Source organism: Levilactobacillus suantsaiihabitans, from assembly GCF_004745505.1.
GTDB lineage: Bacteria > Bacillota > Bacilli > Lactobacillales > Lactobacillaceae > Levilactobacillus > Levilactobacillus suantsaiihabitans.
Map to the genome: position 1 here is coordinate 17,998 of NZ_RKLX01000022.1, position 19,450 is coordinate 37,447.

The 19,450-nt window shown below is 52.3% G+C and carries 18 protein-coding genes and 1 riboswitch; of the genes, 3 read left to right on the forward strand and 15 right to left on the reverse strand.

Features of this window, described 5'->3' with window-relative positions:
• Positions 1-37: 37 nt before the first annotated feature.
• The gene (locus EGT51_RS10775; protein WP_135368710.1) at positions 38-1,147 is read right to left on the reverse strand and encodes a glycerol dehydrogenase; all 1,110 of its coding nucleotides are present in this window, start codon (positions 1,145-1,147) and stop codon (positions 38-40) included.
• Between the two features lie 181 nt (positions 1,148-1,328).
• Positions 1,329-1,422: riboswitch (guanidine-I (ykkC/yxkD leader) on the forward strand.
• A gap of 56 nt (positions 1,423-1,478) precedes the next feature.
• Between EGT51_RS10775 and EGT51_RS10780 the strand changes: the two genes are divergently transcribed.
• Positions 1,479-1,802, forward strand: a complete 324-nt coding sequence (locus EGT51_RS10780; protein ID WP_135368711.1) for a DMT family transporter — start codon at positions 1,479-1,481, stop codon at positions 1,800-1,802.
• Between the two features lie 2 nt (positions 1,803-1,804).
• On the forward strand, positions 1,805-2,119 hold the full coding sequence (locus EGT51_RS10785; RefSeq protein ID WP_135368712.1) for a DMT family transporter: 315 nt from the start codon (positions 1,805-1,807) through the stop codon (positions 2,117-2,119).
• Here EGT51_RS10785 and EGT51_RS10790 read toward each other — a convergent pair.
• From EGT51_RS10790 to EGT51_RS10855, 14 genes are all read right to left on the reverse strand, one after another.
• Positions 2,108-2,602 carry a GNAT family N-acetyltransferase gene (locus tag EGT51_RS10790; protein WP_135368713.1) on the reverse strand — a complete coding sequence of 165 codons (495 nt, stop codon included), beginning with the start codon at positions 2,600-2,602 and terminating at the stop codon, positions 2,108-2,110. The genes EGT51_RS10785 and EGT51_RS10790 overlap by 12 nt on opposite strands.
• A gap of 67 nt (positions 2,603-2,669) precedes the next feature.
• A complete protein-coding gene (locus tag EGT51_RS10795; RefSeq protein ID WP_135368714.1) occupies positions 2,670-3,167 on the reverse strand; it encodes a hypothetical protein in 498 nt (165 codons plus the stop codon).
• 4 nt (positions 3,168-3,171) lie between these two features.
• Positions 3,172-3,603: a hypothetical protein gene (locus EGT51_RS10800; RefSeq protein WP_135368715.1), complete on the reverse strand. Its 432-nt coding sequence runs from the start codon at positions 3,601-3,603 to the stop codon at positions 3,172-3,174.
• 183 nt (positions 3,604-3,786) lie between these two features.
• Complete coding sequence (locus EGT51_RS10805; RefSeq protein ID WP_135368716.1) at positions 3,787-4,341, reverse strand: DUF2441 domain-containing protein; 555 nt, start codon at positions 4,339-4,341, stop codon at positions 3,787-3,789.
• A 729-nt stretch (positions 4,342-5,070) separates the two neighbouring features.
• A complete protein-coding gene (locus tag EGT51_RS10810) occupies positions 5,071-5,901 on the reverse strand; it encodes a histidine phosphatase family protein (RefSeq protein WP_225428722.1) in 831 nt (276 codons plus the stop codon).
• Positions 5,902-6,127: 226 nt separating this feature from the next.
• Positions 6,128-7,204, reverse strand: coding sequence for a hypothetical protein (locus EGT51_RS10815; RefSeq protein ID WP_135368717.1), 1,077 nt, complete (start codon positions 7,202-7,204; stop codon positions 6,128-6,130).
• Between the two features lie 755 nt (positions 7,205-7,959).
• Complete coding sequence (locus tag EGT51_RS10820) at positions 7,960-10,164, reverse strand: glycoside hydrolase family 65 protein (RefSeq protein WP_225428723.1); 2,205 nt, start codon at positions 10,162-10,164, stop codon at positions 7,960-7,962.
• Between the two features lie 27 nt (positions 10,165-10,191).
• Positions 10,192-11,244, reverse strand: a complete 1,053-nt coding sequence (locus EGT51_RS10825) for an alpha/beta hydrolase fold domain-containing protein (RefSeq protein WP_135368719.1) — start codon at positions 11,242-11,244, stop codon at positions 10,192-10,194.
• A gap of 532 nt (positions 11,245-11,776) precedes the next feature.
• The gene (locus EGT51_RS10830; RefSeq protein WP_135368720.1) at positions 11,777-12,604 is read right to left on the reverse strand and encodes an alpha/beta hydrolase; all 828 of its coding nucleotides are present in this window, start codon (positions 12,602-12,604) and stop codon (positions 11,777-11,779) included.
• Positions 12,591-13,964, reverse strand: a complete 1,374-nt coding sequence (locus tag EGT51_RS10835; protein ID WP_135368721.1) for an MFS transporter — start codon at positions 13,962-13,964, stop codon at positions 12,591-12,593. The genes EGT51_RS10830 and EGT51_RS10835 overlap by 14 nt, the downstream gene beginning before the upstream one ends.
• 360 nt (positions 13,965-14,324) lie before the next feature.
• Positions 14,325-15,107, reverse strand: a complete 783-nt coding sequence (locus tag EGT51_RS10840; RefSeq protein WP_135368722.1) for a tyrosine-protein phosphatase — start codon at positions 15,105-15,107, stop codon at positions 14,325-14,327.
• Between the two features lie 242 nt (positions 15,108-15,349).
• Positions 15,350-16,555: an AAA family ATPase gene (locus EGT51_RS10845; protein ID WP_404819928.1), complete on the reverse strand. Its 1,206-nt coding sequence runs from the start codon at positions 16,553-16,555 to the stop codon at positions 15,350-15,352.
• A gap of 307 nt (positions 16,556-16,862) precedes the next feature.
• The gene (locus EGT51_RS10850; protein ID WP_135368724.1) at positions 16,863-17,582 is read right to left on the reverse strand and encodes a hypothetical protein; all 720 of its coding nucleotides are present in this window, start codon (positions 17,580-17,582) and stop codon (positions 16,863-16,865) included.
• A gap of 601 nt (positions 17,583-18,183) precedes the next feature.
• Positions 18,184-18,720, reverse strand: coding sequence for a PadR family transcriptional regulator (locus tag EGT51_RS10855; RefSeq protein ID WP_167850199.1), 537 nt, complete (start codon positions 18,718-18,720; stop codon positions 18,184-18,186).
• A 171-nt stretch (positions 18,721-18,891) separates the two neighbouring features.
• Between EGT51_RS10855 and EGT51_RS10860 the strand changes: the two genes are divergently transcribed.
• On the forward strand, positions 18,892-19,428 hold the full coding sequence (locus EGT51_RS10860) for a phenolic acid decarboxylase (protein WP_135368725.1): 537 nt from the start codon (positions 18,892-18,894) through the stop codon (positions 19,426-19,428).
• Positions 19,429-19,450 lie beyond the last annotated feature (22 nt).

Sequence of the window (19,450 nt, forward strand, 5' to 3'; positions counted from 1 at the left end):
GACCAGCTTATCGAACTTTCAAACGGGTTCAACCCGGCTATCTCTGCATTCTTGCCTGGTAAGCCCGACTGTAAGCATCGACCCCACGCATGGCTTGGGCCACGTCGTCTGGGGTGACTTCGAATGGCATCCGGTCCATGGTATCTGCGGGTGCCGTAGCTTGTTCGCCGACCTTTAAGAGTTCTGCATCCGTAACGTCTGGAATCTTCAGGTCTGCTAAGGTCGTTGGTAATCCTAATGACAGGTCAAACGCCAGGTAGCGGTCGAACTCTTCTTCAGTCCGACCTTCCAAGAAGAGTTGGGTCAACGTGCCGTAAGCCACCTTTTCCCCGTGGGTCAGTTCGTGGATTGGGCCGTCTAACGCGGTCAACCCATCATGAATGGCATGGGCCGCGGACAAGCCGCCACTTTCAAAGCCGACCCCACTCATCAAGGTGTTGGCTTCAACGATCTTGTTCAAGGCGTCGGTCACGGCGTGTTGCTTGACGGAAGCCAGGGCCAACCGACCGTACTTGAACAACGTATCTTCACATTTTTGGGCAATCGCGTTGCCGACCAAGGTCTGCTTGGCCCCCAACATGTTGTCGCTGTTCCCCTTAGCAACGGCTTGGGCTTCGACGTTCGTCGCTAAGGCGTCCGCAATTCCGGAAGCCAATAGGCGCGCTGGGGCCCCAGCAACCAAGCGAGTATCGATCAGGACCAGGTCAGGGTTCTTGTCATAGAACCGGTAAGCCTTGAATGATCCGTCTTCGTGATAAATGACAGACAACCGCGAGCAAGGTGCATCGGTCGAAGCCAGTGATGGCAAGATGGCCACTGGCACCTTCAAGTTGTCGGCGATGGCCTTGGCGGAATCCAAGGTCTTCCCGCCGCCTAACCCAATCACAACGTCGGCGCCAAAGTCGCTACCGATGCCCGTGATCCGGTCGATCTCTTCCGGTGAGGCCTCTCCGCGGAAGATGACCTTGTGGACATCAAATTTGTTTTCGGTTAAGTAGTCTTTAAATTGGTCACCGACAATTTTGTAAACGGCAGTATCCGCCATTAAAATGGGTTTGCGACCTAATTTTTCTAAGTATTGAACACTATCAAACAAAACACCTTTACCTTGAACATATGAAGCGGGACTCCCAAACATCTGTGTCATTTAAAATCGCTCCTAACTGTTTTTGTGATAGTTGTGATTGATTGAATGCTGGTTTGTATGTGATGTTATTCACAACACCTTCTATTATAAAGATGAAACCGGTTAACATCAAACATTTTCCAACACCCCTTGCCCCAATTTTCCGGATGTGCTAAACTAGCGCTACCGTATCAAACTGAATACTTTTGTTCTCTAGGGTTCCGCCAATTGGGTCTGGTCCGAGAGAGAACCTGTGGCTTAAGCCGCAGACACGGAAGGGAAAAAGCCTGGGAGATTTTGTCAATGACTGACAAAATTTCTCGGGCTTTTTCTGTATAAGGAGGATCTTTTTATGTGGCAACATTGGGTGACCGTCGTTCTCGGCGCGGTCTTTGAAGTCAGCTGGGTCGTGGGGTTTAAACACGCCACGACACTATGGGAATGGCTAATCACTGGCATCGCTGTTTATTTAAGTTTTTATTTTCTGATTCGGGCCAGCCGGCACATCCCCGCCGGTACGGCCTACGCCGTCTTCGTTGGGCTGGGAACCTTGGGCACCACCAGCGTGGGTATGCTAGCCTTTGGTGAACCCGTCAGCCTGGCTAAGCTTGCCTTGATTGGGCTCTTACTCATCGGCATCGGTGGGCTACAATTTACCACGAAAGGAGGCCACTAATCATGGCTTGGCTATTCCTAATTTTTGCCGGGCTGAGCGAAATGCTCGGCGTGACCTTCATGAACTGGGCCCTGCACGCGAAGAAGTTGTGGCTGTGGCTCGCGATGATTGTCGCCTTTACCCTCAGCTTTGGCGGCCTGGAACTGGCGCTTAAGACGCTGCCCATGGGGACCGCCTACGCCGTCTGGACTGGGATTGGGGCCGCCGGTGGCGTGATCACCGGGATGTTATTTTTCCACGAGTCCAAGGACTGGCGCAAGCTGGTGTGGGTCACCGTCATTTTAGGGGCGACGATTGGCCTCAAGCTAATCGGTTAACGGTAAGACCAGGTTGTACCAGGTCTCGCCCGCATGCGCCGACGCCGAGACACCCTCGTTAACGTAACCGTTGCGCTCGTAAAACGGGACCAGGCGCTGCAGGCAGGTCAGGGTCACGGCTTGGCGGTGTTGGTGGCGCGCAACTTGTGCTAACGCCGTGAGCAGTTGGCTCCCCAATCCCGATTGACGGTAGTCCGGACTAACTGCCAGGCTCAGCACCGTCTGGTAGGGATCCGTGGTATTGTTGGGCGTTGATTTCTCGAATAGGGCGTCGGTCAAATAGCGCTGGTCAAAAGCGGGACCGACGATGTATCCCCGCACCGTATCGCCTTCCTTGGCGACCAAAAAGGTATCCGCAATCAGCCGAATCCGTTCGGCCATGCTGGCTTCACTAGCCGCTTCGGCGGGCATGAAGCCAGTTTTTTCGATGGTCATGATTTGGGCTAGGTCTTGCGGTTGCGCGGAATTAATGGTGATGGTCATGGGTATTTCCTCCTAAAGATTGTCTAGCATCAGTATACACCATACCAGAGTACCAATAGGTTGATGGTCACGACCGATAATTTTCATCACCGAAGCGCTTATTCGCAAAGTGCTTGGCCGCAAACTTGCTACGGTAGGCATACCCATCGACCCAGGCGCCGGCGCCGCTAGCGAGTTGCAAGGTATCGTAAGTCTTGCCATGAATCCGGTGGTGGCGCTCGCTGTAGTAACTGCCAGCACCAGCACCTTGATTCCAGCCGTAGGTCCACAGCCACTTTTTCCCGACTGTCGCAATAATCCAATGTTGATGCCGTTTGGACCGGGGGTCACCCGCCACAGTCACAGGCCTGGAATGCAGATCATAAGTCCAATTGCTGCTCCGCATTTTTGTCGCTGTTATTTTCACTCGGTAGTAATGCCCATCACTATAGGTATACCAAGTCCCCCAAAACCGCTTGGGAAAAGACCGCAGCGTCCGTTTCCCCTGGGCCATGGCAGGTTGGGTCACGGTGAGACCGCCGCCCAGGCTCATTAGCAATAACAACATGCCAATCGATCGTTTCATGCGCCTATCCTTTCACGTGAGTCGTCAACTTAAACCGGTCGGGCATCGCAAAGTTATTGTGACGATTCTGCACGAAGTAAAGGCTGTGGCCCTTTTTCTTCAAGCCAAATGTCACCTTGCCCCCCAGCACGAAGCCGATGTGCTGGAGTGTGCCCTTGAACTGATAATGCCCATGCACGTGTTGATACTTGAGGTGCTTCACTAATTGTAACGGATTGTTCGAGATGCTCAGGCTAAACGTCTTGGCTTTGACCTCAATCACCGGCGCAAAGCCCGCCGCCGAGTGCTTGCCAATGGGCGTGGTCGATTGATACATGCCCCGTAAGTGCTTCGGTGTGCCGTGATGCCAGGTAGCCGCCTGCGCCCCGGTCGGAACCCCCACGCCACCTAACATCACCATCAATAAGCTTAACCACATGATCCGTTTCATTTGCAATCTTGCCAGCTCCTCTCAAAATCCCATTCCAACAATCTCTGATGGTTACTATCTTAAGTGACTTAACGCCCATTAGCAAGCACTTTCACTCCATAAATTTTATAATAATCCGGCTATTAGCGAGATTAATATTGAATATAAAAGGCCGATATCATCCGGCCCATAAATTCCTTCATCATTCAGTTAAAATGTCCGCACAATCCGCGTCACAACGCACCGGCCACCCAACAATACCTCACTGAGCTGTGCTTGCGGCGCCGGTGTGTTCCAATACCGTTGGGCTTGGGCGAGCTGGTCACGCACCGCGGCCCCATCCGTGACGGGCAACAGACCGGCATCCCCGGCAAACGTGGGCCCGGTCGTGGTGATCTGGACCATTTGCAAGACTTGCCGGCCATTCTTTTCAAACAAGTCACGCCAAGCCAGCGCGTGATCATAGGTCCGGGCGGCAAACAGGCAGGCCAGTCGCGACGGGTAGTCGGGGTGGTCGCGCAACCGGACCAGTTCCAACACCGTTTCCCGCAGCGCGTGGACTTGGCGGTCTCGGTCACGACGCAACTGCGTGGTCTGTGCCGGCGTCAACGTTAGCCGCGGCGTTTTTAACAACTGGTCCCAGGGCAATTGCTCGCCATGGCCCCAAAAGACCTTGGCCTGGACGTTGGCCTGACCCTGTGAAAAATCAAAAACCTGCCGCTCATGGACGGCCTGGCGCGTGATTAAATGGTAGAAGACTGGCATACCCCTCACCTCACTGACAGAATTAATTGAAGGTTGAAAGACGAGAATCAGTTGAAACTACTGTTATCATGCGATTCGTGGCGTCAAAGATAGTCGTTTACAGCCACATAATGTGAACTGGCCGCCTACCGTTCGCCAAATATGGGTTGGAGCGCTGGGGCGGACGGGCCGAGCCAAAGGGCGGTCTCGACACCTCGCTTTGAGCCGAAGTTCACGTCTCAAAGACGCCAGTTGTCTAAGCGGCACGAACCGCGCCGCTAAGGCAACTCCCACGGCTGAACCCATATTTGGCGAACTCTCGGCTACGGTAGTGCTTGCTAGTAACAATTGTCTTAACCCCAGATAGCAGCTGCATTGACGACAGGTCTTTCATTAACACAGTGTTGCTGATAGCCGTCAACTTGCCGGAGGCAGCCAGGGTGGAGCCAGCTGTGTCGGCGGTGTTGGCTGAGGTTTTTTCTCAGCCTACAGCGCGGGACGACTTGAGAGACTGGCGGTTTTTGCCAGGCTTTCAAGCGAACCGGAAGACCGCCCCTCAGGCTGGAGGTGTTCCCCAGAGCAGGCCCCACCCTAGCCTGACGCAGGCCCCTGGTTTCGACAATTTTGAGTGTCAGAATACCGCCGTTACGCCAATCAGCGCATTAATTTCTCTTTCAACCTTCAAGAATTAATCTCATTATACACAAAAACGCGGGCCAGCTGTCTGGTCACGCGCTTTTATGAAGCTATTTATTTGGCGAGCTTAGCACCCTTGTTAGCGTAGTACATGGAACCGATGTTACCGGAAACGCTGAGCTTACCGTTCTTGTAAACCAGCTTAGTCACGGAAACGTTCTTCAGTGGCGTGCCTTTGTACTTCTTGGTGACCGTTGAGAGGTATTCGTTGATGGACATCCCGGAACTAACGACCAGCACGTTACCGCCGCCGCGCTTCTTGGTTGCCTTGGCGATAGTCTTCATTTCCTTAGCCATCCGCTTTTCAACTTGCTTGGAACTTTCAGCCCGGTCAGCCTTGACCAATTTCGTCTTTTGGCTGTTCTTCTTGTCCAGCTTGTAGTAAGCGTCTTGCAGCTTGGTCCAGTAGTTCTTGCCTTGCTTGGCCATCATTTCGTCACCGTTCTTGAAGCCGTAAACACCGGCGATCAAGGCGTTGTCTGCCGCAATGCTGTCCCCTTCAAAGCTACCGTAGCCGCCTTCACGCAGGTACTTGGAAACGTTGACCTTGACCTTCTTGTTGCCAGAGTACTTCAGGGCGTGCTTGGCCGTGACTTGTTGGCGCGTCAGGTTCCCCGCGTAAGCCGCCACGAACTTCTTGCCCTTTAATCCGCGGCCGAGGTCGTTGGCGACCTTGGTCCCGTTCTTAGTCAGCGGGAAGTCACTCCAGCCTTGGACCCGGCCCATCACGTTCCCAGTCGTTTCCCCGTGGCGGGTCAAGTAAATGGTCACGGGCTTGGTCGTGGTCTTCTTCTTGGCTTGGGCAGTGGTGGTGCCACCGATCATGGCAACGGCCCCCGCTGTAACTGCTAAGACGCCCAGAACTTGCTTACCGAACTTCATCATGAATCTCCTCCGTATATGTATAAAATTATAAGACCTATCACTAAAATTGCCGGCTTAGTCAGCCAGGTTAAACGTTTTAGCAAGCGCTTACAAGTATAAATTTAGCATAAAGTCTACCGGAGCACAACGCCTATTTGTCAAAATTCCGACCCGCCGTGGCGCTTCCAACTCGCCAAAAAACGTGTGTAACCAACTGGGCGTTGGCGACACACGTGATTAACTGCGCTTAAAATTTTAATTCATACTCAAATTTCAATTTTTTATAATAGTCTTGTTCAATCAAATCCGTCGGGCGAACCTCCCCCGGCTTCATGTCGAAGTAGGCCACGCCCGCCTGTTTGAGCATGGTGTAGACGAACTGCGAACAAAACATGATGTTGGGCTTGGCGGAATGCTTGGACACCAGCCCAACCATGTTGTAGGCGCTGCCCTCACGGTTGATTTCGGCAATCTTCTCGGCAATGGCCTGCTTTTGGGCCACCGTCACCGGCAAACTGTAGACCAGCAGGGACGCCCCCGCCTTTTGGTGGAAGAACTCCAGCGTCTCGGCGTTCATGCCGGGAGGATAGACGTTATCGCCGCCGTTATAACTAATGATCGTTTTCAAGTCCCGGTCAAACGCCAACGACACGTGATTGAACTGCTTGCGTGTGAACACCGAGATCATTTCGCTGGCCGCACTCCCAGTATTCGAGACGGCCAAGTAGATGCGCGCGTCCGTCATCGTGGCCTGAACCGCCGCAAAGTAAGCCGGGGTCAGGGTGCCATGATTGATGTAGTGGACGGCGCTGTGTCGCGGCAGGTCCGCAATGATCGTCTTCACGTGGTCGACGGACACCTTTTCCTTGGCCTCGGCGGCGCTGTTGAGGAGGTCGCTGAGTTTGTCGGCACTCTGGCGCAGCTCATCAAAGCTGACCGTCGCGGCCTCTTCGACCGTGGGAAGGTAAAACGCGGTCTGGTTGTTGGTCGTCACGAACCGTTCGACCCATAATGGCAAGACGACCAGCATCACGCCGACCAATTTAGCCACCAAATAAGCCGGGAAGAGTCCCCGCAACGGAAAGACCCCGACCGAAACGAAGACGATCTGAATCACCATCAGGAGCCCGTACACCACGGTCAAGCCAATCTTGGCCGGGTGAGGAAAGTTGGCCAACCAGGTCCGCAGCACCATCACCGCCGCGATGTAAAGGTAAACGATAATCAGGAGGGGTGGGTTGGCGAATAAATATAAGCAACCTAATAAAATCCAGCCCATCCCCCGAATCTTAATGGACTGGAAGTAATTGATAACGTCGTTCATGAAATGGTAGTCTCCTATCTCAAACGGGACGTTCAACACTAGCCGTCTGATTTTTCATGCAAATAGTATAGCATATCTGGCCTGGATTACCAGCTCACCTCGTTCTGATTGACTAGGAGACTAAAGGTTGAAAGGCGAAAATCAGCTGGAACTACTATTAGCATGCGACTCATGGCCTTAAAAATAGTCGTTTTCAGCCTCACAATGCGAACTGGCCGCCTACCGTTCGCCCAATATGGGTTGGAACGCTGGGGACGGGTCGAGCCAAAGGGCGGTCTCGATGCCTCGCTGAACCCATTTTTGGCGAACTCTCGGCTACGGTAGTGAATACCAGTAACAGTCGTCTTAACTCCAGGTGGTAACCGCATTGACGACTATCACTAACACAGTGTTACTGATAGTCGTCAACCTTGCCGGAGGCAGCCAGGGTGGATCCAGCTGTGTCGGCGGTGTTGGCTGAGGTCCTTTCTCAGCCTACAGCGCGGGACGACTTGAGAGACTGGCGATTTCTGCCAGGCTTTCAAGCGAACCGGAAGCCCGTCTTTCAGGCTGGAGGTGTTCCCCAGAGCAGGCGGAACCCTGGCTGACGCAGGCACCTGGTTTCACCAATCTTAGGTGTCAGAACACCGCTGTCACGGCAGTCAATGCGCTAATTCTAGTTTCAACCTTCAGCTAGGAGACCAAAGCAGCCACCCCCACGACCAACCTCGCGAGAGCAGCTGCTTTTTCAATTCTATTCTGCTTGATGCCGGCCACTAACTGACCTTTTCCAGGGAAACCAGATGACCGTTGACGCTGACGCCGTACGTCGGAATGGGCCCGCTGATGACCGTCACGTTGGTCGTGGTGGCCGTCAGTTCGATTTCCAAGACGCTTGCGGCGATCTTCATTCGGTAGGTCAACCGTGTCAGTTCCTTCGGCAAGTGATTGGTGAAGTGGACCACCTCGTCTTGGACGTAGAAGCCTGAGAAGCCGGCCACCAGTGCCAACCAGCTACCGCCGAGATTGGCCAAATGCAGACCGTCGGCGGTGTTCTTTTGGAGGTTGACCAGATCCATTTGCGCCGTATCCATGAAGTAGTGGTAGGCCTTTTCCGTGTCGCCCATCCGCGCCGCTAGAATGCTAAAGATGGAGCGTGATAAGGATGAATCGTGAGTCGTAACGCCTTCATAGTAGTGGTACTCGCGTTTTAATTGCGACAGCGACAGGTCCTCTGGGAACAGATAGTCCGCCAGCAACGTGTCGGCCTGCTTAGCAATCTGGTAACGGTAAATGGTCAACGGGTGGTAGTGCAGCAGCAACGGGAAGTTCTCCGGTGCCGACTGATCGACCGGCCACCGCGGTTTGCTCAAGAAGCTGTCATCCTGCTCGTTGATTCGCAATTCTTGACTGTAAGGCAGGTAAACGTGTTGGGCCAGGTTGTCAAAGACGTCCAGGTCCGCGGAGCCGATGCCAAATTTTTCGAGGCCGTGCGGGTCATCCTTGAGGATCTCACGGGCCAGGTAGGTGACCAAGTTAAAGTTATGCTTGGCCAACCGATTGGTGTAGTAATTGTTATTGACCAGCGCGGTATATTCATCCGGTCCGGTCACCGTGTGAAACTCAAAACGACTGTCCGTGCCGACCTGATGCCAGGACCCAAAGGCTTCCCAGAAGTGGGCCGTTTCCAAAACCATTTCAAAGCCACACTGCTCAATGAAATCGATGTCGCGGGTAATCTCATAGTACTTGCCCACGGCGTAGGCCACGTCCGCATCGATGTGATACTGGGCGGTGCCGGCCGGGAAGTACGCGGAGGCCTCTTCGCCGTTGATGGTCCGCCAAGCAAACAGCGCACCTTGGGTCACGCCCAACGCCCGTGCCCGTTGCCGCGCCTTGGGTAAGGTCTGGTAACGGTACAACAGGAGCTGCCGCGCCATTTTTTGATTCGTGTAAATGAAGTACGGCAACATGTACATTTCCGTGTCCCAGAAATAGTGGCCCTCGTAGCCAGAGCCGCTGAGCCCCTTAGCCGCAATGTTGGTGCGCCCATCCCGACCAGCCGCTTGATTCAGCTGGAACAGGTTGTAGTGGATGGCCAAATCGAGTTCGTCGTTGCCCCCGACCGTGACCTCACTGCGGTTCCACACGTCCTGCCAGAATTCACGGCTGTCTGCCAGCAAGGCCGACAACGAGTTGGCCATGAACGTCGCGGCAGGATCGATGGTATTTTGCTGGCCCATTTCACCGACATAGACTTCGTAGGTCAGGCTGTGCGTCCCCTGATCGCTCAGGTCAACGTTCTGGCGTAACAAGCTGGCCCCTTCCGTCAGGATACCCAGGTAAATGGTCACGGCCAGCTTGGTCTGCCGCGTCTTAACGTGATAACGTTGGAGGTCCCGACTGACAAAGGCCGTTTCGCAAATCGGCAGCCCCGCCATCCGCGTCTTCCGTGGGTCGGCAGAGGCAATCGCTTCGGCTTCGGCCGGCACCGCGATGGCCTTGCTGACGACGAGACCGCCGGCAAAATTGCCCGCCGAAAAGCTGTAGTCAATGGCCCAAAATTCCGTCTTGGTCTGACCAATGGCTGATTTGACGGTCATTTTGATGGTCTCGCCCTGCAAGGTCTGTAGCGTATAGTGCTCGACCAACGCGCCGGTTGAGAGGTCCAGGTCGACGCCAGTCCGCTCGCTGTTGGTGAAGTCATGCCCGGTGGCCGTGGCCACGTGCAAGTGCCGCAGATCGGGTAAATTTAAAATCGTCTGGTGCTGCGTCGCGTAGCCGATACCGGCCTCCCCATAGGTGATGGGGGCGGTTTCATAAAAGCCATTGATGAGCGTCCCGGTAATGGGATTGCCCGTAATCGGGTCGTTGGCCCGCACCCCAAAGTGGCCATTTGCCAAGGAGAACACCGTTTCCAGGTACTCCGGTTGGTGGTCCGCTACGTCGTTTAACGTTAAATGATAGTCGCGTAAAGTCAAAATAATCTCCCCCATAACTCGTAACGTTTAAATCAGTCGTGCCGCCGTGGCTAGTGCGTCTTCCACCGCGGGCACGTTGCCCGTGAAGTTCAGAAACGCGTGGCTGATGCCGCCATACCGGAAGTACGTGGCGTCGTCATTGGCGTGGCCAACCTTCTTGATAAAGGCCTCGTCTTGTAATCGGAATGGATCGTATTCGCCGACCAGCACCGTGACCTTGTGGAAGGTCTCCGGATCCGCTAGTAACGGCGACAGCAGCGGTGCAGTCAGATCGACCGGCTGATCCGCCACGTAATACCCACTCATGATGGTATCGAGCTGTTCAAACAGCTGGTAACTGCGGTGCAGCGCATCCCGTTGCTCATCGACGATGGGAATGCTGCGGTCGTCCCACAGCGGGCCGTTGAGATCCGAGCCCTGAATCAGCGTCGGGTAGAACAACAGGTGACTGGCAATCGTGCAAATGCCCATGGACTTGCACAGCTGGCTGACCGCCAAGGCAATCGACCCGCCGGCAGAATCCCCGCCTAACGAGATTTCCTGATAATTCTTGGTCATGGCGGCCACGACCGCTAAGCCATCGAGAATGCCTGCTGGATAGGCCTGTTCGGGCGCCAGGGCGTAATCCACGTTGTAGACCACACAGTTGGCTTGTTCCGCCACGAACTTCAGCGCCAGCAACACATCTTCGGGCGTCCCACCGTAATAGGCGCCACCGTGGAAATAGATCAGCGCCTTATCCGCGGTCAACCGGTCCATCCGGGCGATGCGAATCACCCGGACCCGCCGATTCATGGAGACGATCTGTTGCATTTCAATCTTCATTTCCACGTGCGTCAGATCCCGTTGTCCCGAGGTTTCGGTCCCTTGCCGTAGACTGAACAGATCCGTTGGCAGCTGCGGGTTCTGCTCAATACCTGCCACCGTCTCCCAAACCAATGGCTCAAATGTGTGAATCGGATCACGTTCCTTAATCCAGCTGGTGACCCCATCCTCAACGCTAGAAACGTGCATGGCTTGCAGTCGTTTCAACTCATCGTCGTACCCCAAAGACTGCTTGGTTGTCGTATCATTCAACATTGTGATTACCCCTTTTCGTGAAATGCCGTTACTCCGAAATTTGCTGCTGCAATCACTGGGCTCTCACCGTCCACCCGCGCGTCATCCCCATGGCACCCGGGGTTACTGGCTACGTTTTAGCACCAATCCGGACTGATGTAAACCCAGCTATTTTCCGTAACACAGTTCTTACTTGCCGCCTTACCGTGGCGGGAAATCTAGGCTGGAACGCTGGGGGAGGACGGTCCGAGCCAAAGTCCGGTCTCGGACCTTGCTTTGAGCCGAAGCCCCCGTCTCAAAGTCACCAATTTTGTAGCCAAAATCGCTACGAAATTCCCCGGCTGAGCCTAGATTTCCCGCCACTCACGGCTACTGTAGTGGCTTTTACTGACACCTAGGTTAACCTCGTCCCCCATCTGGCTGTATTCATTCAATCGTGAACCAGCTTACGGGTGGCTTGCAGGTCACCTATTCAGACTGCCACACCGTCCTGGAGCGACAGACATTCCTCCAGAACAAGCGGCGCGTCCGGCCGGCGCAAGCGCTCATACCTCTACATCAAGCGCCTTAGCCAGGCCAACTGGTCGGCAAACCAGGTGGCTACCGTGGGCTCGACGTAGCGCTCGCCAAACGTGGCGTCGCGGTCTGCCCCGGCGGCAAATGCCGTGAGGGGCCGCGCCAGGCTCAACGCGTGGGGACCGTGCGGATACAGGTGGAACCGGACCGGCACCCCGACGCGTCGCAGTGCCTGTACATAGTCCTGCGCATTTTGTGGCGGGACCAGTTCGTCCGTTTTCGTAGTCCAAATAAACGCCGGTGGATTTTGGCTCGTGACCAGTTGGTCGGCCTCCGTCAGGTCCCAGTCGCCGCTAATGGCTTGCCGGGTCGCCGCATCTGTCGGCCAGCCCAGCCGCAAGCCAATCACGGGATAGGCCAACACCACGGCTTGGATTGCGCCCAGCGTTGCCGGCAAGCCACACGTTTGCACCAGCTGGGGCCACAAGTCGGCGTACAAGGCGGCCACGTGACCCCCGGCCGAGAAGCCGACCAGCAAGATGCGGTGCGCGTCGATGGCGTAGGTCGCGGCGTGCCGTTGAAACGTGGTGACGACTTGGGTCAGCTGATACAGCGCGGTCGGGTAGACTGGTGGCTGGTCAATTAACCGGTAAGCCACCACGGCGACGGCATAGCCCGCGGCCAAATACTGAAGGGCCACGATCTCATTTTCCCGGTCACTGTAGAACCGGTAGCCGCCCCCCGGCAGTAGAATCACCAACGGCCGCCGCGGTGGCTGGTCGAAGTCAGCGATGGCGGCCGGTTGATAGTAGGTGACGGTCACCGGAAAGTCCGGCTGGCCGAGCGTTAATTTAAGCGTCTTCATCGTCTAACTTCTCGGTTTCTAGTGCTTTGGCCGAAGCGATTTCGTCTTCATCCAATTGGTAGAAGAAGAACAGGATGACCAGAATCAGCAAGGCCAAGACGATTGGTAACCAAACGAAGCTGGTGCTGATGGCCGTCAGTGCCTTGGCGCCTTGAATCTTCGCGGAGGCTTGGAAGCCACCCCAGGACAACAGCCAGCCAGAAACTAAACCACCAAAGCCCATGCCCAGCTTGGCACCGACCATTGGCACGGAAGACAGGATCCCGGGTTCGTCAATGTGCATTTCGGACCGCGCGTATTCGACGGTGTCGGCAATCATGACGAAGGAAATGGAGAACGCCGCGCCCATGGCAATCAGTGCGATAATATTGCCGGCAAACAGCAGCGGAATGCTCTTGAAGTGCATGATGGCTTCCCCAATCGCGAAGACGGCCATCGATAGAATCATGACGTTGCGGTGTTTCATAAATTTACTTAAGAACGGAATCGAAATGTTCCCAATCACGGCAACGATGACCAGCCCATTGAAGGCCCCGACCAGGTCTGCCCGCCGGTAAACGTAAGTCAGGTAGTAGACCGCCGTTTGCATCCGAATCACCCAGAAGGTTTGTAGTAAGATGAAACTCAAACTCAAGATGACCCACGGCTTGTTCTTAGCGGCCCCCTTTAAGGATTCGCCGATGGACAAATGCCCCTTGATTTCCGGCGCGTCCGCGGATTGGTCAACGATGTCATCTTTTTCCCGTAAATTGGCAAAGGCACCGAAGAACAGGACGATGATGGCCAAGCCAATGATAATCCCCCAAATCATCCAGCCCTTTTCGGCATTCTTGCCACCTAATTTGGCAACCATCGGCAGAGAAATCGCGCCAATGACCGCGGTCCCGATGTTGGTCATGACCATCCGAGCACTCGCCAGGTTGGTCCGTTCGTCAGGATCTTTCGTCAGACTTGGTAAAATAGCGGTAATTGGTGTGTTCGCACCGGAATAGACTAAGCTAAATAACGTGTAAACCAATGAGATCCAAGCTAATTGAAAGAACTTGCTGCCACCAAATGATGGATTAAAGAACAGCAGCATGGTGAGAATCCCCAGTGGAATACCAAACCACAAGAAGTATGGCCGCGCTTTGCCGTATTTTGAGTGCGTGTGGTCGATCAAGAACCCGTAAACCACACCATCAAAGGCGTCGATGATCCGCACCACGAAGAACAGGGTCCCAACAAACGCCGGTGAAATGCCCATGACCGTGGTGTAGTAGAACAGCAGATACAGTCCAACAATTTGCCAAATCAAGTTCCCAGCTAAGTCGGTTGACCCGTAGAAGAACCGTTGTTTCCATAACTGAGCTTTACTCATGATACTTACCTCCCCCAAAACTTTTTTCAACTATCTAGTTTCTTGTAACCGTTTACATCTAAAGCATAACGGCTAAGACCCTTGAGCGTAATCCTAAATTATGACCGCCCACTTACCTTTTCTAACCACCTCTTACTTATTGACCAATTGGTTAACCCGAATTGACTAACCAACCATTGGGTTCGTCCCTATCATACGCGATATTTGTCCCAATCAGTGGTTAGGGGCCTTTATTAGTTATCAATTTTAACCAATTGGATATTAAATTAACCTATCAACGAACGCTATTTAAGCCAAAAAACAGCCACCGTTCCGACAACACGGGAACGGTGGCTGTTTGGGGTCAATTACTGCGGGCACTTAGGCCTTCGTCAGGTAGTTGGCCTTGATTTGTTTGATTTGGGCTGGGGTAATCTTCAAGCCCTTCTTGATGTAGTTGTTCATGGAACCGTATTGGCCCTTCACTTCGCTGTAGAACAGGTTCAACAGCGCTGGCTTGGCCCACGTCACGTTCAATTGGGTGTTGGACAGTAAGTAATCGCGTTGGATGTCCTTCTTGCTAACGCCCAGGATGGTGTAGAGAATGGCGGCAGAGGTCCCCGTCCGGTCCATCCCGTGGGAACAGTGGAATAACAGCGCGCCTTTCTTGTTCTTGGCGGCCGCAACTAAGAACTTGTGGTAGCTCTTCTTAGCGGCAGGCTTATTCGCCATATCCCGGTACATGCCCTCATCATCGTTATCGTAGTTGGACTTGGTCCCTAAGATGGAGGAGCCTAAGTATTTGGCACCAGCGATCTTCACGTCTGGTTTTTCGGCAATCTGCGCCTTGGTTCTTAAGTCAAAGACTTCTTTGACATGGTACTTCTTAGCCAATTTCTTGGTGTCAGCCTTCGTCAGTTTGTCTAGCGAATCACTCCGCAATAAACGGTCCTTCTTCACGCGTTGACCGGTCTTGGTCTTGTACCCACCCAGGTCACGGACGTTTTCCGCTCCCTGTAATTTGATCGGTGCATTGACCTTCTTGGAAATTGCTGGCTGTAAAGCCGCGTCTGCTTGGGTCGTGGCTGCTTGTGCGGGAGCGACTCCTACCCCGAGTAAAACTAATGAGCAACTAATTGAAGCTAACATGGCACGAACTTTCATAGAAATTGATATCCCCTTTCTGTGATAAGTTCACTTTACCAAGGCTACGTAAATTTTTCGCAAGCTTCTTGTAAACTTTGTGTATTAATCGTTGTGGGTATTATTAATATTTTAATACTGAGGGATTTGTGCGTGGCAAATGTTCGTGAAACAGTTCTGTCGCTGTTTCATTAATTACTTGGTAATAGTGGTTAATCCGCTCGACCGAAAATGGCTTTGTTGGCTGGATGCTAATATTTTCTTTAAAGATCCATCAATGATGTTAACATCCCATCCGCATCAATGATTGGTGTGGCACCAAATCGTCCTTCAATGTAGCGCTTCATGTAACTGATTCCCTGGCGCGACGTGTTTCGCGAATCTCTGAAGTCAAAGATAGAACGCAACTCGCTGATTCCCTGGAATCCCTTCTCGACCAAGTAGATTTGATCCACGCGTAGTGCTGAATCTAGGAGTGGCAAGTCATGAGTCGTCAGGATAACTTGGTTCTGATTGGCCGCGAAATTAAAAATTTTAACCAAGGCTTGCGACAACGCTAAATGTAAAGAATCGCCAAACCCATCGACTAACAACGTCTTGCCATCGCCGGTTAGCTTCGCATTAATCATGGATAACGCCATCAACAAAAGTTGCCGTGTTCCCCGTGACTCACTGGTCAATGTCATCTTCTTGTCCTTACCCGTATACTGGCCGTCTGTGTCATAAACCTTGTGCCCCATCAAAAGTTGGGGTCTATCCCCCTCAAGTAGATCACTATCAACAATATTAAAATCGGCAAAATGTAAAAATCGCAATAGTTGTTGCTTAACCCGTTTATTTCTCACCAAAACAGCCAATTCTTCAGGAATTTCGGCCTCATCAAAATCGGCCACAAAAACTAGATCCTCAGCGAACCAGGTCATGACAGCAATGGCCGCAGCATCATTATTTTGCTGTGCCATAAACAGAAACAAGGTATTGGCCTTGGTTCGCTCCGCCACTTCAGTTAAGGCTGACGGCAGCGTTAGAAATTTCTGCCCCACCCGTTCAAAGTAAACCGTCTCTCGGTTACCATGAACCTTAATCAGGGCTTCGTGTTGAATCGTCTTTTGATCATACGAAAACTCATATCGATACTCAGCGTTACCCTGTTTAAAATCCACTGCGAACCGCGTCTCAGCATTACCCGAATCCGCATCCAATAGGAATGGTGTCGCTGGTAAAGCATCTGTTGCCTTGGCTGGATTGTTTAAGACCATTTGCTGCATGGTCTTGATTCCCGCTAACAAATTCGATTTTCCAGCACCGTTGGCCCCAAATATCAGCAAACTTTTTAAAACGGCAGTCCGACCAATGTCCAGCGTATTGGTTCGCTTATATTTACTGAGCCGCTCACCTACCTCGGCGGATAAAGTCGTTTCAGTCTTAAATGATTTAAAGTTTTCCATGGTGAAATCAATCAGCACCATCATTCACCCCTTTTTAAAGCGATACTGTATTGTCGCATTTAACGAAGTTTTTTTGTGATTATGTGCATCATAATTATCTAAATTCATGATGATCGTTAATATAATCCCGTTAATATAATCCACTAAAATGTAATTATTAGACATGTTTTTTGAAATAAGCTAAAAAAGCCAGCTCACAAAAATTTAGCGTGAGCTGGCTTCGGCGTCAATTTTTAGTTTCACTGCTAATTAGCCAACATCTAAAACATGTTCACGTGTACAAGTACTCATCTCACTAAATTGAAAATTCAATCAACCCAATAATTATCTAATTACCAAATGTCGCAATACTTTGATCTATTTCTTGACGTAAAACTTGTACAGCAATGACAACTTCCTCCCCATTACGACCGTTAAGTGCATCATCTAAGTCGTTGTAAGAATCCAAGATTTCCTTTTCATCACTTCCATAACGTCCCTTAAACAAGCGATACGTTTGAATAACGCCTTGAATGTCAGCCGGATTATTGGCATCCAAGTATCCCATCTCATCAATCACGTGATATAAATCTCGACCACTAGCGCCATCATGATACGCAGCCTTATAGCTCATATGCACAAACATCCCCAACGCATTATCCTGCACCTCTTGTGACATCCCCATCACAATCTTCTTCATCGCCGCAATATCTTTCTTCTGCCGCGAGTAAGTGGGTTGCTTGACCAGGTTCTTGTGCCAGACCCAGCCCTTCACGTTGCCGGCCTTATTCTTCACGTAGTAATACTTCACGACCTTGCCGTTACTCTTGCGGATCTTGGCGGACTTGTAAGTATAGAAATTCGTTCGCAAATACTTGCTGGCCTTATGGACCCGCTTCTTTAGCTTGGTATTCTTATAGAAATACCCACCACTGACCTTGTAGGCCCGTTTCTTCATCTTCTTAGTCTGCAAGACCCGCGTTTTGGCCTGAGCTGGCACCGTTTCGGCGGCCGTGGCCCCCATGGTCACTAACGCTAAGGCTGCGACTAGCACTGTTTTGACTCGCATCTATGTCTCCCACTTTCCTGGAAAAATTTTAAACCAATCCTTTTCCCAGTATAGCGACCCATCCCGGCCGTTAAAAATACGGTGGACGGGCAACGTGACGTGCCGAGTTACCCGGAAATTTCCGTAAACAAATAGCCAGCCCCCAAACACTTAGGCTGACTGACTGTTTAACGTTCTAAAGATTGAAAGACGAAGATCAGCTGGAACAATTGTTATCACATGCTTCATGACATCAAAGATAGTCGTTTACAGCCTCACCAGGCAAACTGGTCGCCTACCGTTCGCCAAAATAGTGCCAGCCAGTAACAGTCATCTTAACCCCAGATAGTAGTTGCATTGACGACTAATCTTTCATCAACACCGTGCTGCTGATAGCCATCAATCCTGCCGGAGGCAGCCAGGATGGAACCAGCTGTGTCGGCGGTGTTGGCTGAGGTTTTTTCTCAGCCTACAGCGCGGGACGACTTGAGAGACTGGCAGGTTTTGCCAGGCTTTCAAGCGAGGCGAAAGACCGCTCCTCAGGCTGGAGCCGTTCCCCAGAGCAGGTCCCACCCTAGCCTGACGCAGGCGCCTGGTTTCATCAATTTTAGGTTCAACCTTTTTAGTGTTCTAACAACTGGTTCAACCAGTCGACGTAGTACTGTTCGCGCCCAATTGCGTGGTCCAAGATCAGGTAGTGGCCGTACGCCTGGTCAATGGCGGCCTGGTCGGGAAAGACCGTTTGGCGCCGCTGCTTGAGGTGGGCCAACTGGGTCCGATGCAAGACGGCTTGTTCCTGCAACATCGGCTGGAGCCGCGGGTCGTCGGCCGACTTGATAAAGTAGAGTTTCAAAATAAATTCATCCTTGGTCGCCGCCAGCTCTGGTGAGGGTTCGCTGACCCAGGCCACCAGTTTCTCGTGACCGGACGGCGTCAAAGAGTACTGTTTCTTTGCCAGTTTTTCCCCGGCAATCGTATCTTCATGGGTAATCTCCCCCGCCGTTTCCAGCCGCTTGAGCATCGGGTAAATTTGACTGTGCTGGGCCTGCCAAAACTCGCCAATTTCATTTTCAAACGCCTTCGCTAGGTCGTAACCCGTTTGGGGGCGCTGATTCAAAAGGCCTAAGATGATGTATTGCAATCGATTACGCTGACCGATGATTGCCAGCTCCCTTCTATGACGTGTCGTTCTCTCTTCATTGAACCAGTTCCCCCGCAAAACTGCAAGGAAAATTCTTGACAAGTCGGCGTATTGCCGTTATAGTAATCAAGTAAATTAAAACATGTAATTAATTACATGTTCACTCGCAGAATAGAAGGAGATTTTCACATGACTAAAACATTTAAAACGCTTGATGATTTCTTAGGCACCCACTTCATTTACACCTATGACAACGGCTGGGAATACGAATGGTACGCCAAGAACGACCACACCGTCGACTACCGCATCCACGGCGGCATGGTCGCTGGCCGCTGGGTGACCGATCAGGAAGCCAACATCGTGATGCTGGTTCCCGGTATCTACAAGGTGGCCTGGACGGAACCCACTGGGACCGACGTGGCCTTAGATTTCGTCCCTAATGAAGGCAAGTTAAACGGGACCATCTTCTTCCCCAAGTGGGTCCAAGACCATCCCGAAATCACGGTCACTTACCAAAACGAACACATCGACGTGATGGAAGCCGCCCGGGAAAAGTACGCCACTTACCCGAAGCTGGTCGTCCCTGAATTCGCCAAGATCACTTACATGGGCGACGCTGGCCAAAACAACGAGGACGTCATCAGCGAAGCGCCTTACCCTAGCTTGCCCGACGACATCCGCGCCGGTAAGTACTTCGACGCCAATTACAAGCGGATCAATAAGTAATTATTGCTGGAAAAAGGACACT

Excerpts from the sequence above, each read along its gene's own strand:
- EGT51_RS10775 (WP_135368710.1), bottom strand. The coding sequence starts at position 1,147 with ATGACACAGATGTTTGGGAGTCCCGCTTCATATGTTCAAGGTAAAGGT.
- EGT51_RS10835 (WP_135368721.1), bottom strand. The coding sequence starts at position 13,964 with ATGAGTAAAGCTCAGTTATGGAAACAACGGTTCTTCTACGGGTCAACC.
- EGT51_RS10860 (WP_135368725.1), top strand. The coding sequence starts at position 18,892 with ATGACTAAAACATTTAAAACGCTTGATGATTTCTTAGGCACCCACTTC.
- EGT51_RS10805 (WP_135368716.1), bottom strand. The coding sequence starts at position 4,341 with ATGCCAGTCTTCTACCATTTAATCACGCGCCAGGCCGTCCATGAGCGG.
- EGT51_RS10840 (WP_135368722.1), bottom strand. The coding sequence starts at position 15,107 with ATGAAAGTTCGTGCCATGTTAGCTTCAATTAGTTGCTCATTAGTTTTA.
- EGT51_RS10785 (WP_135368712.1), top strand. The coding sequence starts at position 1,805 with ATGGCTTGGCTATTCCTAATTTTTGCCGGGCTGAGCGAAATGCTCGGC.
- EGT51_RS10780 (WP_135368711.1), top strand. The coding sequence starts at position 1,479 with ATGTGGCAACATTGGGTGACCGTCGTTCTCGGCGCGGTCTTTGAAGTC.
- EGT51_RS10850 (WP_135368724.1), bottom strand. The coding sequence starts at position 17,582 with ATGCGAGTCAAAACAGTGCTAGTCGCAGCCTTAGCGTTAGTGACCATG.
- EGT51_RS10845 (WP_404819928.1), bottom strand. The coding sequence starts at position 16,555 with ATGGTGCTGATTGATTTCACCATGGAAAACTTTAAATCATTTAAGACT.
- EGT51_RS10810 (WP_225428722.1), bottom strand. The coding sequence starts at position 5,901 with ATGATGAAGTTCGGTAAGCAAGTTCTGGGCGTCTTAGCAGTTACAGCG.
- EGT51_RS10825 (WP_135368719.1), bottom strand. The coding sequence starts at position 11,244 with ATGTTGAATGATACGACAACCAAGCAGTCTTTGGGGTACGACGATGAG.
- EGT51_RS10795 (WP_135368714.1), bottom strand. The coding sequence starts at position 3,167 with ATGAAACGATCGATTGGCATGTTGTTATTGCTAATGAGCCTGGGCGGC.
- EGT51_RS10830 (WP_135368720.1), bottom strand. The coding sequence starts at position 12,604 with ATGAAGACGCTTAAATTAACGCTCGGCCAGCCGGACTTTCCGGTGACC.
- EGT51_RS10790 (WP_135368713.1), bottom strand. The coding sequence starts at position 2,602 with ATGACCATCACCATTAATTCCGCGCAACCGCAAGACCTAGCCCAAATC.
- EGT51_RS10815 (WP_135368717.1), bottom strand. The coding sequence starts at position 7,204 with ATGAACGACGTTATCAATTACTTCCAGTCCATTAAGATTCGGGGGATG.